The 12,998-nt window shown below is 62.3% G+C and carries 10 protein-coding genes; 6 read left to right on the forward strand and 4 right to left on the reverse strand.

Features of this window, described 5'->3' with window-relative positions; translation table 11 throughout:
• Positions 1 to 88: 88 nt before the first annotated feature.
• The gene (locus tag VGY55_11375) at positions 89 to 1,699 is read left to right on the forward strand and encodes a TolC family protein (GenBank protein ID HEV2970560.1); all 1,611 of its coding nucleotides are present in this window, start codon (positions 89 to 91) and stop codon (positions 1,697 to 1,699) included.
• Between the two features lie 54 nt (positions 1,700 to 1,753).
• Here VGY55_11375 and VGY55_11380 read toward each other — a convergent pair whose 3' ends face one another.
• The 4 genes from VGY55_11380 to VGY55_11395 all read right to left on the reverse strand — a co-directional run bounded on the left by VGY55_11380 (position 1,754) and on the right by VGY55_11395 (position 6,363).
• A complete protein-coding gene (locus VGY55_11380; GenBank protein HEV2970561.1) occupies positions 1,754 to 2,839 on the reverse strand; it encodes a basic secretory protein-like protein in 1,086 nt (361 codons plus the stop codon).
• Between the two features lie 130 nt (positions 2,840 to 2,969).
• Positions 2,970 to 3,761: a sugar phosphate isomerase/epimerase family protein gene (locus tag VGY55_11385; protein ID HEV2970562.1), complete on the reverse strand. Its 792-nt coding sequence runs from the start codon at positions 3,759 to 3,761 to the stop codon at positions 2,970 to 2,972.
• A gap of 41 nt (positions 3,762 to 3,802) precedes the next feature.
• Positions 3,803 to 5,410, reverse strand: a complete 1,608-nt coding sequence (locus VGY55_11390; GenBank protein HEV2970563.1) for a glycine--tRNA ligase — start codon at positions 5,408 to 5,410, stop codon at positions 3,803 to 3,805.
• Between the two features lie 173 nt (positions 5,411 to 5,583).
• Positions 5,584 to 6,363 (reverse strand): 2-phosphosulfolactate phosphatase, encoded by a 780-nt coding sequence (locus tag VGY55_11395; GenBank protein ID HEV2970564.1) that lies wholly within the window; start codon positions 6,361 to 6,363, stop codon positions 5,584 to 5,586.
• Between the two features lie 105 nt (positions 6,364 to 6,468).
• Between VGY55_11395 and VGY55_11400 the strand changes: the two genes are divergently transcribed.
• The 5 genes from VGY55_11400 (at position 6,469) to VGY55_11420 (ending at position 12,913) form a co-directional block, all read left to right on the forward strand.
• A complete protein-coding gene (locus VGY55_11400) occupies positions 6,469 to 8,046 on the forward strand; it encodes a UbiD family decarboxylase (protein ID HEV2970565.1) in 1,578 nt (525 codons plus the stop codon).
• 255 nt (positions 8,047 to 8,301) lie between these two features.
• Positions 8,302 to 8,823: a hypothetical protein gene (locus VGY55_11405; GenBank protein HEV2970566.1), complete on the forward strand. Its 522-nt coding sequence runs from the start codon at positions 8,302 to 8,304 to the stop codon at positions 8,821 to 8,823.
• Positions 8,824 to 8,931: 108 nt separating this feature from the next.
• Complete coding sequence (locus tag VGY55_11410; GenBank protein ID HEV2970567.1) at positions 8,932 to 9,618, forward strand: hypothetical protein; 687 nt, start codon at positions 8,932 to 8,934, stop codon at positions 9,616 to 9,618.
• Positions 9,619 to 10,198: 580 nt separating this feature from the next.
• Complete coding sequence (locus VGY55_11415; protein ID HEV2970568.1) at positions 10,199 to 12,064, forward strand: redoxin domain-containing protein; 1,866 nt, start codon at positions 10,199 to 10,201, stop codon at positions 12,062 to 12,064.
• Positions 12,065 to 12,094: 30 nt separating this feature from the next.
• Positions 12,095 to 12,913 carry a DUF1028 domain-containing protein gene (locus VGY55_11420; protein HEV2970569.1) on the forward strand — a complete coding sequence of 273 codons (819 nt, stop codon included), beginning with the start codon at positions 12,095 to 12,097 and terminating at the stop codon, positions 12,911 to 12,913.
• The last annotated feature ends 85 nt before the right edge of the window (positions 12,914 to 12,998 follow it).

Genomic DNA, 12,998 nt, shown 5'->3' on the forward strand with positions numbered 1-12,998 from the left:
GAACTCGTCCGCAAACGCGCCGGGAGGTACATCCGCGCCATTGCCGGTCGCTGCCGGTGCTCCACCCGTCTCCGAATTCTCTTCGGGCTTGAGTCTCCGAACTGAAGGCCGACCTTTGGCCCGCGGAGCGCAGGAAACCGGGATTCGCGTCGTCGCCGATGAGGAGCCGATCGCCCCTGGCACGAAGCAGGGCCCCGCTGTGCACCCGCGGCGGGTTGAGGTGCCAAACGATTTGCCCGGGGCCGAAGCGCCGCGCATCCGCCTGCCGCGATTCGAACAGAACAATCCCGAGCCGCGCGAGCGCGCGGTTGCCAAGCTGTTTCCCGATTTGCCCGCCCTCGGTGCCGATTTTGTCGCCAAGGCGACGCCGAACGTTCGGCCGTTGTCGCTGGGCGACCTCGAACAGATTTCCCGCGAACATAGCCCCGCGCTTAGCCAGGCAGTGGCCAGCGTTCGCGCCGCGATGGGGGCCGCGGTCCAAGCCGGACTTTATCCCAATCCAAATTTCGGTTACGAGGCCGACAACATCAACTCCGGCCGCACAGCCGGCTTCCAAGGCGCATTCTTCGAGCAACCGATCAAGACGGCCGGCAAGCTGTCGTTGGCCCAGGCCGCGGCGCAAGTCGGCGTGGAAAATGCCCAGGTCGCCGTGCGCAAGGCGCAGGTCGATTTGGCCCATCAGGTCCGCGCGGCGTATTTCTCGGTGCTCGTGGCGCAAGAGAACGTTCGCATCAGCCGGTCGCTGGCGAAGTTCTCCGACGACGCCTATCAAGTACAAGTCGAGATGACCAAGGGAGGCCAGGCGGCCGTCTACGAGCCGATGCAGCTCCGCGTGCTCGCGTTCCAGGCCCGCTCGAATCTCATTCAAGCCCGCAATCGCTACATTTCCGCTTGGAAGCAACTGGCCGCGGCTGTCGGAGTTCCAGGGCTGCCGCCGGCGCCACTTTCCGGCGGCGTCGACGCCGCGGTGCCGCTCGTGCGGTTCGACGCGGCGCTAGCTCAAGTGCTGTCGAGCCACACCGACGTCATCACGGCCGAGAACACGATCCGCCAGGCGCGAATCAACGTTCAGTTAGCCTACGCCAATCGAATTCCCGATGTGGCCACGCACGTGGCCGTGCAAAAAGACAATACTGCGGCCCCGTTCGGCGCGGCGGTCAATATCGCGATCAGCGCGCCCATTCCGCTTTGGGACCACAATCAAGGCAATATCGCTCAGGCGGAAGCCCAGCTTGCCAGCGCCATCGAAGGCCCGCATGCCACCCGCGACGATCTGACCAATCGGCTGGCAGACGCCTTCGAGCGCTACGAAGACAATCGCGTGCTGATCGAGTATTACCGCAAGCAGATTTTGCCCGATCAGGTGCAGGCTTTCCGCGGGGTTCGGGAGCGATACGACGTCGAACCGGACGCCGTGGCGTTTTCCGACATCGTCAACGCCCAGCAAACCTTGGCCACGACTGTAACATCCTACGCTGCGGTGCTAGGCTCGCTCTGGACGGCAGTGGTCGATCTCGGCGCGCTCTTGGAAGCCGACGACCTGTTCCGTATGGGCCAGTTGGAGAACGTGCCGGCCGTGCCCGACCTCGAGCTAATCGCACCGCTCCCCTGTTGCCACCCGTCGGCACTTTGGCAAGATCCTCAAATGCAGCGCGGCGACGGCCGTTGGCCGTCGGCGACTCCCGCATCGGCACGCTAAGCGATCTTGGCGATTCAACAAGTCCGGTGGCAACGAATTGAAATTGCCGGAGCGCTACGATTTCAGCGTCGCGCGCCATTCGTCGTCCAACTCTTGGAGCGTCTTGCCGGTCGAGGCCTTGAAGTGGTCTTCGCTGTACTTGCCTTGGCGCATGGCAGCGTTGAGCTTGCGGACCAGTTCTTTGTCGTATTTCTCGCTGACGTAATTCAGGAACGTCGCGGTCACTCGGTAGCTGCCGTCGTAATGCTTGTCGGCTTTTACGGGTCCGGCTTTGCCCGGCTCGTATTTGAAGAACCGGATGTAGTCGGCGATTCCCTCGACGAGCCAGCCCGGATTTCGATTGCCGCCGCGACCGTAGCGATAGGCCTGCACGACGTGAACCGTTTCATGGACCATCGCGCCGACGTCATCAGGATGCCGCTTGAACCACGCCACGGCGCCCGTGATGCGCGTCCCGCCGGTGGCCGCGACGCCCCGGTAGTCCTTCTTCAGCGTCATTTTCACCAAGTGGGCCGGCCTGAAGCCTTCGCTGGGGAGTTCCTCGTTAATCATCGGGTACGTCCGCTCGCAAATTCGGGCACACTTATCGGCCCATTCCTGCATCTCGGGAGCGTCGGAGACATCGACGACGAATTCCACGGGGTACTTGAAGATAGCCACCCGCGGCGTCGATTCGACTCTGATTTCCTGGATCGCCAGCGGATGTTTCATGTCTTCGGTCGGGCGGATGCGAATCGCGACAACTTTCTGGCCGTCGGCTTCGGCCTTTGCGGCGCCGTCGGCAAACTTGGCGAGCAGTTTGAACTCTTTGCCGTCGTGGGAGACTTCGAGTTCGCCCGCGTCGAGCTTGTTTTCGCCGCTCGGCGCGCCGGTCGCGACGGAGATCGATTTCAGCGCGACCGGCTTGTCGAACGTGAGCGAGAAGCTATCCGTCGTGGTGGGGTTCTGCTCCGAGGCGAAGAAGGTGCTCGGATCGCCATCGAACGCGAACTGCCGAATGTGGTCGGAGTCGGTCTTGAGCGTGCTCTCAACGATCGCCGCCACCCACCCACCGGTCTCCTTGCTGTCCGAGGCGGCGAGCGCCACGCTAGGGATCCACAACAGCGAAATCATCCCGGCGACACAACTCGAACGGTGCATCAAATTGCTCCTCGGATTGGCGGGCTGCGGTGCAGAACTATTGTGCCAATCCAACCCACTCGAACGCAAATGGTTCCGGGATTATTTCCGATCATCCCGTCACCCCATCAACTTGTCACCCAGTCATCTCTCATCCCATGCTCGCCAGGCCAAGCACCTTGCGCAGGGCCGTCATCGCCACCTCGCCCACTTGCCGCGGCGGAATTTGCCAGATTTGCGGGTTCATCAGTTCCACGCTGATGGCCCCGGCGTAACCGATCTCCCGGAGCCGGGCGACGAGCGGGGCGATCTGAAAGTCGCCGTCGCCGGGAAGCACGCGATCGGCGTCGGTGGCCAACTCGCGCAAATTGCCCGCCAGGTCGCAAAGCTGGATGTGGAAAAGATTCTCGGCCGAAAGGCAACCAAGATCCTCCGGCTTGCTCGGGCCGGTGTAATAATGGAACAGATCGAGACAGATCCCCAATTGCGGGCTATTGCAATCCTCCACGAGCACGGCGGCCGACTGAAGATTGTTGGGGAAGAACGCCCGCGATTGAAACTCGAGCGCCAGCCGCACACCGGCCCGCCCGGCCTGTTCCGCGGCCTGACGCAGCGAGACGCGGACACGCTCGAAATCGTGCTGGCCGAGCGGCCCCTCGACATCACCAGCCACGACCATCGTGCCAATCCCGAGCGCCCGGCACAGTTCGAGCCGATGGGCGAAGAGCGCCCAATGCTCGCGCCGCGCCTCGGCCTGGCTGGTGAGCAAGCCCCCTTGAAAACTGGCGACTGGCGCGGCCATGCCGGCTTCGGCCAACAGCCGCCGGGCGTCTTCGATCGAGTGGTCCTTGAGATACACATCGAGCTTGCCCCACCAAATCTCAATGGCCGGGCAATGCGACGCCGCGAACTCCTCGACGTCCCGCTCAAATGGAGCGTGCAACGTGCAAACTTGGCTGAGGGCGGGAAGCATGCTGCTAGTTGTCACTCTCGCCGAAGCCGCTCTTTGATCTCCGGCAGGCAATCATTCTTATGCACGCGCCATTGTTTGAGCGTGTCGCGGTCGCGGATCGTGACAGTACCGTCGCTGAGCGTTTGTCCGTCGACGGTGATGCAGAAAGGCGTGCCGGCCTCGTCTTGACGCCGATAGCGGCGGCCGACGGCCCCCTTCTCGTCGTAGAACACGTTGAATTCGCCCTTCAACTGCCGGTAGATCTCTTGCGCCACCTCCGGCATCCCGTCTTTGCGCACCAGCGGGAACAATGCCGCCTTCACCGGGGCGAGCCGCGGATGGAACCGCATCACCACCCGAGTTTGCATCTTGCCGTTTTCGTCTGGCGCCTCGTCCTCGGCATACGCCTCGCAAAGGAAGGCCAGCGTCGCCCGATCGGCTCCTGCCGAGGGCTCGATGACGTGCGGGATGAAGCGCTCGTTGGTGATGTCGTCGCGGTAGCTCAGGTCCTTGCCGCTGCCGCGGTGGCGCGGCTTCCCTTCGGCATCTAGCTCGACGACGAGCGCATCCCCCTGCCGCACGAGCTTGCCCTCCATGTGGCTGCGAAGATCGAAATCGCCGCGATGCGCGACTCCCTCCAACTCACCGAATTCGCCCGGCGGCAGGAACGGGAAAGCATATTCGATATCGGCCGTGCCGCACGAATAGTGCGACAGCTCATCCTTCGAATGCTCTCGCAACTGAAGCCGATTGCTCGCCAGCCCGAGCTGCGTGTACCAGCGGAACCGCTTGTCGCGCCAATATTGATACCAGGCCGGCGATTGGCTCGGGTGGCAGAAAAACTCGATCTCCATCTGCTCGAACTCGCGCGAGCGGAAGGTGAAATTTCGCGGCGTGATCTCGTTGCGAAAGCTCTTGCCCATCTGCGCGATGCCAAAGGGCACGCGCACGCGCGTGCTGTCCGTCACGTTCTTGAAATTGACGAAAATGCCTTGGGCCGTCTCCGGGCGCAGGAACGCGGCGTCTTCTTCGGTCCCCATCGCGCCGATAATCGTCTTGAACATCAAATTGAACTCGCGCGGCGGCGTGAGCGTGCCCAGCTCCTTCGCGTCTGGCCCGAGCACCACCGAAAAATCGGCGACGGTGGTGAGCGATACCAGCGGGCCTTCCCACGCGAGCGTCCCCGCATCTCTTCCCCGGAGATTGAGAAACTTGAGCGCCCGCTGCTCGGTCTCGGCGAGTCCCTCGTCGCCCCCCAATTCGCTGGCGACGAAGATACGCCGGCCCTTCGCCGTGAGCCAGCGTCCACGGACCTGGTCGTGCCGATAACGCTTCTGCGACTGCCGGCAATCGACCATGAAATCGTGAAACAGATCGTAGTGCCCCGAGCATTTCCAAACCTGCGGGTGCATGATGATCGAGCAATCCAGCCCGACCATTCCGTAGGCTTCGGGCGCGCCGGGCGGAACGGCCAGATCGTCGTGGCCCGAGACCATGTCGCGCCACCACGCCTCCTTGACGTTCCGCTTCAGCTCGACACCCAGCGGGCCGTAGTCCCAGAAGCCGTTCAGGCCGCCGTAGATTTCGCTCGATTGAAAGATGAAGCCTCGCCGTTTGCAGAGCGAGACGAGTTTTTCCATTTCCATATGGGCAGGGGTTGGAGGCCGGAGGTCGGGGGTGAGGGGTCGTTCGTTAGCCGGTTCGCTTGCGAACCGAAGTCGGAAATTCGGCAGTCGGAGGTCCGAGGTCAGAAGTCGCGGGTCAGTTACGGTCCGGAAATGTTAGTGAGGACTGGCGAGACGATGACAATTCGTTAGCCGCTCCCCTTGGGGAGTGCCGTCGTGACTCGCCAATTACTAATGTCCAATTCAGGAACGATGCGAAAACGATCCATCTGAGCGGCGGCGCCGATGTCGCGGTCCAGCTTGAGGGCAATCAAGTTGCGGCCTCCTTGCGAATCGCGCAAGGTGCGGGCCAAGGTTTCGATCGAGCCGGAGTCCGGCTCGTCGCGTCCATACATTGTCTGCCGCCAGGCGTCGCGGGCAATGCGAGCTTGATCGTTCAGTCCGTTTTCGTCAACAGCGCCCATCACGAGCAGGCGGTCGGCGATGGCGCCGGCGCAAAGCACGTCCTCGCGCGTGATCCGGTCCTGCGTACCCGCGCAAACCAGATGACGCGCTTCGCTTCCGACGAGTTCCTTGCAAACCGCCGACAGGTTTACGAACGAGCCGACTAGCACGCGCCGTGCGGTATGGCACTGATTCATCGCGCGGGTGCCGTTGGTCGTTGTGAACACAATGGTTCGGCCGGCGACGGTCTCTGGACTGTATTCATCCGGCGAATTGCCGAGATCGAATCCTCCAATCCGCACGCCGTCGCGCTCGCCGCCCAGCAGCGGCTGCTCGCCGCGGGCCGTCAAATCATCCGCGATTTCTCGGGCGTTGACGACCTCCAAACACGGGATCACCTGCCGCGCGCCGGCCGCAAGGGCATGGCAAATCGTCGTCGATGCCCGAAGCACATCGATAATGACGGCCGTGGCCCCGGAAAGTTCGTCCGGAGCGAATAAAGTCGGTAAAAAATGTACGGCCAAGCCTCCTCGCATCGCGGCTGTCGGTCCTATGAGTCCGAGATTTCGTTTCCTGATAATAGGCTTTGAGGTTCAACAACGGTAGGCCGCTGCCGTACAATTTGGCCCATGCCTTATCGCACCCTTGGGGATTTTTTGGACGAATTGGAAACGGCCGGGGAGTTGGCGCGTATCGGCATCGAGGTGGACACGGATTTGGAGATCGCCGAGATCACGCGGCGCGTCGCGGAGACCGGCGGGCCTGGTTTGCTATTCCAAAACGTCAAAGGGGTTCGGGCAGCGGTAGCGACGAACTTGCTCGGCACCGAGCGGCGAATCTGTCGTGCGCTCGGAGTCCAATCACTTGCGGAGACGACAGAACGAGTCCGCGACAGCCTCGGCGGCGAAGCCACCGGCGGTTGGTTTGATCGACTGAAGCTGGCCCGCGAATCGGCGAGCGATCGCTGGCAGCCGCGGCCGGTGAAGACTGGAGCTTGTCAGCAAGTGGTGCGACTGGCCAGCGACGTCGATTTGACGGCGCTGCCGGCGCTGCGCAACTGGCCGGATGAACCGGGCCGATTCATCCACGCCGGGCTGCTATTGTCCTGCGATCCCGATCGCGGAGAGCGGCATGTCGATCGATGCGATTTGCAAGTGCTCGATAAGACGCGACTGGCGGTGCTGCTTTCGCCGCGGCAGCCGATCGCGCGGCTCTTGGCGCGTGTCCGAAAACCGCCCAGGGAAAAGGGGCCCGGGGAAAAGGGGCCCGGGGAAAAGGGGACAGTCCCCTTTTGTTCCGAAGACTCCACAAAAGGGGACAGTCCTCGGCGGCTTTCTGCGCCGATGCCGGTGGCCGTCGTGCTCGGCGGCGATCCAGCATATCGGCTGATGGCCGGCTCGCCGCTCGCCGCGGCGCTCAGCCCGCTGCCGCTGGGCGGCTTGCTGCGCGGGCAACCGATCGAGCTGGTCAAATGCCGCGGCATCGATCTGGGAGTTCCGGCCGATGCCGATATGGTTTTGGAGGGCTACATCGATCCATCGGCCGCTTGGGTTGATGCCGGGCCGGTCGGCGCGGCCGGGGGCTTTTACAGCGTGCTGCAATCGGCGCCGGTCATGAATGTCGCGGCCGTCACCGAGCGCACCAGCCCGATTTGCCCGGCGATTATCCCCGGTCATTCGTTCGGCGAGCCGCAGGCGCTAGCTCATGCCGCCGAGCGGATATTCTTGCCGCTCGTGCAAGCCGTCGTGCCGGAGCTGGTGGATTATTCGCTCTCGGATTGGGGCGGCTCGCAGCGATTCCTCGTCCTCGCGATTCGCAAGACATATCCGCACCAGGCCCGCCGCGTGGCGGCGGCGATTTGGGGCTGGGAACCGCTGATGACCGCGAAGGTGATCGTGATAGTGGACGGGGACATCGAGGTCCACGATGCGCGGCAAGTCTGGTCGTGCGTCGGAGCGCACGTGCATCCGGGCCGCGACGTGTTCTTTCACTCCGGCCCCGGCCACTTCGCCGACCACGCCGCGCCGATTGCCGGCCTGGGGCAAGCGATGGCCATCGACGCGACCGCGAAACTGCCCGACGAACATCCGCGCCCTTGGCCCGCCGCACTGGCGACTCCCGATGCCATCCACGATCTGATCCGCACCCGCTGGCGCCAATACGGCCTCCCACCGCTGCCGTCGCCGCGATCGGAGAACGCTGGATGAATCCCTTGCTCCTGCAGGCCGCGGTCGGGGATAATGCTGGAATGTAACGTCGGAAACGTCGCCCGGCGGCAGTGCTTCCTATAACTTATGGAGCTTCAAAGCCGTCTTGATACTTTGGGTGCCATGCCCACGGCTCTGCGTGGGCATGGACTGTATTGGCGCATGGCCACTCAGAGCAGTGGCCATGGCACCCGTCAAATCAGGTTGGAAGCTCGACTCGGTCATAGCCCGTATCACAATCCAAAGGAGTCTGTCATGTCTCACTATCGCGGTCTGCCGCTTTCGCTGCTCTCGACTGCGATTCTGGTTAGCGTGATCATTGTTGGCGGATCATTGGTCCGCGGCGGAGGGGATGAACCGAAGCCAAATCCTTCAATCACGAAAACCGCCGAGTTTCCTTGGATCGAATCGCCGCGCGTTGGCGAGGAATCAAGGACCGCCGATCCGGTCGCGCTGTTGGTGCGCCGCGTTGAGGCCTTAGAAAATCGTGTTGCGACACTGGAACGAGCGCGGCAATCGCCGATCGCGCCTTCGTCGATCGGACAACCTGCGACTCCAGAAAACTGGCGATCGTTCGAATTCAACGGCCGGACGATCTACGTCGTGCCAACGTCAGTCCAGCTTCCAGACGCGCTGCTGGAGCCAATCGTGCTGCCGAGCAATAGTCAATTCCGCATTCCCGACCAGACGCTTCCCGCGACAGATTCCTGGCCGAGCGGCAGTCGGCTCGATCAGACTCTCCTCAAATACGAGCCGCTTCCGCCAAGCCGCAAGTGATTCGAGTTCGCATCAAGCGTCGCGTACGCAGGATCGGTCGCGATATACACGATCGAAACCGCGAGGAAGCCGGCGCATTGCTCGTGCGGCGACGGTTATAATGCGGGCATGGACGAGCAGAGAGAATTAGCCCCGCCTTGGGTCGAGTTTCCGTATATCCCATGGTTGTCTAACGGCTGGGCGATGGGACCAGCGGGATTTTATTGGTGGCGATGGGAAGCGTGGTTTCGCGCTCTCAGCGAATCAGCGCGAAACGACTACAAGTCAAAATACCCGGAGCCGAAAGGCTGGCCCGGTTTCTACGGATTGAAGGAACCCGGCGAACGGCCCGACATCGTGGAGATTGTAAAGGAGTACGGCGAGATCGAAGTGATAAACGCGGAGGAGTATTTCGAGACCGCGAGCAACGCGGATTACGTGCTATTCTGTGATGACGAAGCCGCCTTGCGTGGCCCATTAGGACGATTGGTGATTTTGTTGCTACGCGAGGCAGTGGCGCGACAATTCAAGGAGATTGAAATCGACATCTGCGGCAATGTCTGCCCAATTCACCTTGTGCGCGGGGATGAAAGATTCAAGATGGACCCTCTTCCGAAGAGGCTTTATCGCCGGTTCTCACGTCAAGTCGCTCGGATGTGTGGAAACGAGGACTGCCAAGGCCAGGGCACCTTCTCGGCGTCACTCGATACGGACGCACCAAACGCGGAGCCCTACGGCGAAGTTAAGGTCTCGGTCGTGTTCGGGGAATCAAGTCTGCGATTGACGATCATCGAGCGTCAAGGTGCCGCGCCTTAGAATCGCGTGATGTGTGAGCATCATGTTTATTTGTAGCCGCGGAGTCCTGCGCCATATCACAAACCGCAGCGCAAGGCATCGGCCTGAAAGGCCGGCGGAGCCAAGCCCAGGGTGGAGTCCGCCGACGGCGGACGGAACCCTGGGTTTCAACGCAATTTGAAGCACAACCCCTGAAGGGGCGATGGAGAATTGGGCGCCGCGACAACGTCGGAATACGCGCGCTTAGGGGGAAAGACATTTCTACAATCAAGGCTATGTCGCCCTGTCAGGGCTTCGCTGCTCTCATTACATCGTAGCCCAGGGTTCCGTCCGCGGCGGACTTCACCCTGGGCTGGGCTCCCCTCGGCCCTTTAGGCCGGCGCGGGTGGCACTTCAACCGGGGCAGTGCTTCGCTATGCCGCGGCCATCCCTCGTCCACTTTGAATAGCGGAAAGACCCTGACTTGCCGTCGAAATGGCGTGGAGGAATGTCGAGCGGCAGGTTATGTTATAAGGCAATCTGCCGTCGCGAAACGTGAGGACGAGTACGAGCGGCAACGGAGTTAATGGGTTGGAGTTCTCAAGATAGAGGAGTATCGGCGATGCGGCGAGATGACGGAATCGGGATTTGGTCGAGCGCGGCGCGACGGTGGTCGAATGTTTGCGGCGCGGCGATGCTGGTTTGGGTCGCGGTCGTTTGCGGGATCCGCGCGGAGGAAGCGGCGAAGGGACCAGCGGCGGGTCGCGATATTGCGCCTGCAATCGGGCAAACGGCCGCAAGTGACCGCGCAGCCGCGCGGAATCTTGATCGCCATGTGCCGAACTTTGTCGTGAAGGACTCCGCGGGCGAGACGCGGGCGCTGGCGGAATATGGCGACAAGCGGGCAGTCGTGCTTGTGTTTGTCTCGACCGAGTGCCCGATCGCCAATGAGTATCTGCCGATCGTCGATCAACTTGCCAAGAAGTATGCCGATCAGTCGGTGCAGTTCTTGGCCATCTATTCCAGCCCGAGCGACGATGCGGCGAAGATCGCGGCGCACGTGAAGCAGTTCGAGATCAAGATTCCCGCGCTTTACGATCAGGACCAGCAGATTCTGCGAGCGGCCGGTGCGGAGCGCACGGCCGAGGCTCTGGTGCTCGACGCGCGGCGCGTCGTGCGGTATCGCGGCCGAATCGACGATCGCTTTGGCTATAACTACCATCGCGACTCGGCCACGCAGAACGATCTGGAAGCCGCGCTCGACGAGTTGCTCGCTCACAGAGAGATTTCCACCGCGACGACGCCCGTGCAAGGCTGCTTGATCAGCCTCCGCAAGCCGGACCATCCGCCGACCGATGTAACTTATTCCAATCAGGTCGTGCGCATCTTGCAAGATAAGTGCCAGAGTTGCCACCGGCCGGGGACCGTAGCGCCGTTCTCATTGCTCGAGCCGGACGACGCGGTGCATTGGGCCGACATGATCAAGCAGGTGGTGCAGGAGCGCAGGATGCCGCCGTGGCACGCCGATTCGCGCTACGGCAAGTTCGAGAACGACCGCCGCCTTTCGCAAGATCAGATCGACACGCTCGTGTCTTGGATCGACGCCGGAACTCCGCTGGGGGACAAGAGCCGGATGCCGCCACCGCGCACGTTTGCCGAAGGCTGGACGATCGGCGAGCCGGATGTGGTGTTCGAGCTGCCGGAGGAGGTGACGGTGGCGTCGACGGGGACCGTGCCGTATCAGTTCTTCGAGACGCCGACGAATTTCAAGGAAGATGTCTGGATTCAAGCGGCCGAGGCCCGCCCCGGCAATCGCAAGGCCGTGCATCACATCATCGCCTTCTATCGCGATCCGAAGTTGCCGGAGAAGCAACGGGTTCAGGACCAATGGATCGCCGGCACCGCGCCGGGCGACATGGCGCTGGTGCTGCCGCCGGGAGTCGGGCGGAGAATTCCCGCCGGTGCGACGATCGTCTGGCAGATGCACTATACGCCGACCGGCAAGGAGGAAAAAGACCGCTCGCAATTGGGGCTGATCTTCTACAAGGGAAAGGATCCGCCGGAGCATAACGTCGAATCGCACGGGATCGGCAACCATCGCTTTCTGATCCGGGCCGGCGAGCCGAATTACAAAGTGGAAAGCGATTTCACGCTGCCGCGCGACGCCACCGTCCTCTCCTTCATGCCGCACATGCACCTCCGCGGCAAGGATTTTCTTTATCGGGCGACCTATCCCGACGGCCGCAGCGAGACGCTGCTCTCCGTGCCGCGGTACGACTTCGCCTGGCAGAGCACGTATCGCTGCGCCGAGCCGCTGCAGCTTCCGAAGGGGACGCGGCTGCATTGCACGGCCCATTACGACAACTCGGCCGACAACCCGGCCAATCCCGATCCGACTAAGTCGATCCGCTGGGGCGACCAGACCTGGGATGAAATGATGATCGGCTACGTCGACTTTTATTGGAACGACGCCGCGGCAAAGAAGTAACGCGGGCTGCTCTCGAACCGGAGGCGTTTCATGTTTCATTTCGCCGTTGTCTTGCGAATCGTCGCGGTCGCATTCTGCTTGACGTTGCTCGTCGCGTGGTCGCTTAGGGCCGCCGACCCCGCGGCCGCGGGAAGCAAATCCACGCCGGCCACTCGTGCCGCCAAAACGGCCCCGTCCGATTGGCACACCATCGCGACCTTTTCGATCCTTGGCTATGATCCGGAGACGGGAGAGATCGGCGCCGCGGTCCAATCGCGCGTATTCAACGTTGGCAACGGCGTGCTCTGGGCGGAAGCCGACGTCGGCGCCGTGTCGACTCAAGCCGCGGGAAATGTCGCCTACGGTCCTCAAGCCTTGGAATTGTTGAAAAAGCGGGTCGAACCGGCCGACGTGATCAAGCAGGTTCGCGACGCCGATCCCGATCCGCTGCCAAAGGATTGGAGCAAGGAAGCCCGGCAGCTTGCCGTGATGAACGCTAAGGGGGAAACGGCCGTCTACACCGGCCCCAAATGCAACGCCTGGGCCGGTAGCAAACAGGGCAAGAACTGCACTGCGCAAGGCAACATCCTCGCCGGCGAAGAAGTTGTCGGCAAGATGGTCGAGGCGTTCGAGAGCACCGAGGGTCACCTCTCGATGCGCCTGGTGGCCGCACTCGAAGCCGGCCAAGCCGCCGGGGGCGACACGCGCGGCATGCAATCGGCCGCGCTTCTGGTCGTCAAGAAAAACGGCGGCCCCTGGCTAAATAACGATTCGGTCCTCCGTCTGCAAGTCGACGACAATTCCGAGCCAATCAAAGAACTGCGGCGGCTCGTCGAAAAGGCCCACCCCCGCCGGCGAACGAAGGGGTAGCCGTTCACTTCGCGGCTTTTTTGTCGGCGCTGCCGGCTGGTCGGGAACTTTTCGGAAGTTACCCGCGTCGAATCAATGTCTCTCG

The sequence above is a fragment of the Pirellulales bacterium genome, from assembly GCA_035939775.1.
Classification (GTDB): Bacteria; Planctomycetota; Planctomycetia; order Pirellulales; family DATAWG01; genus DASZFO01.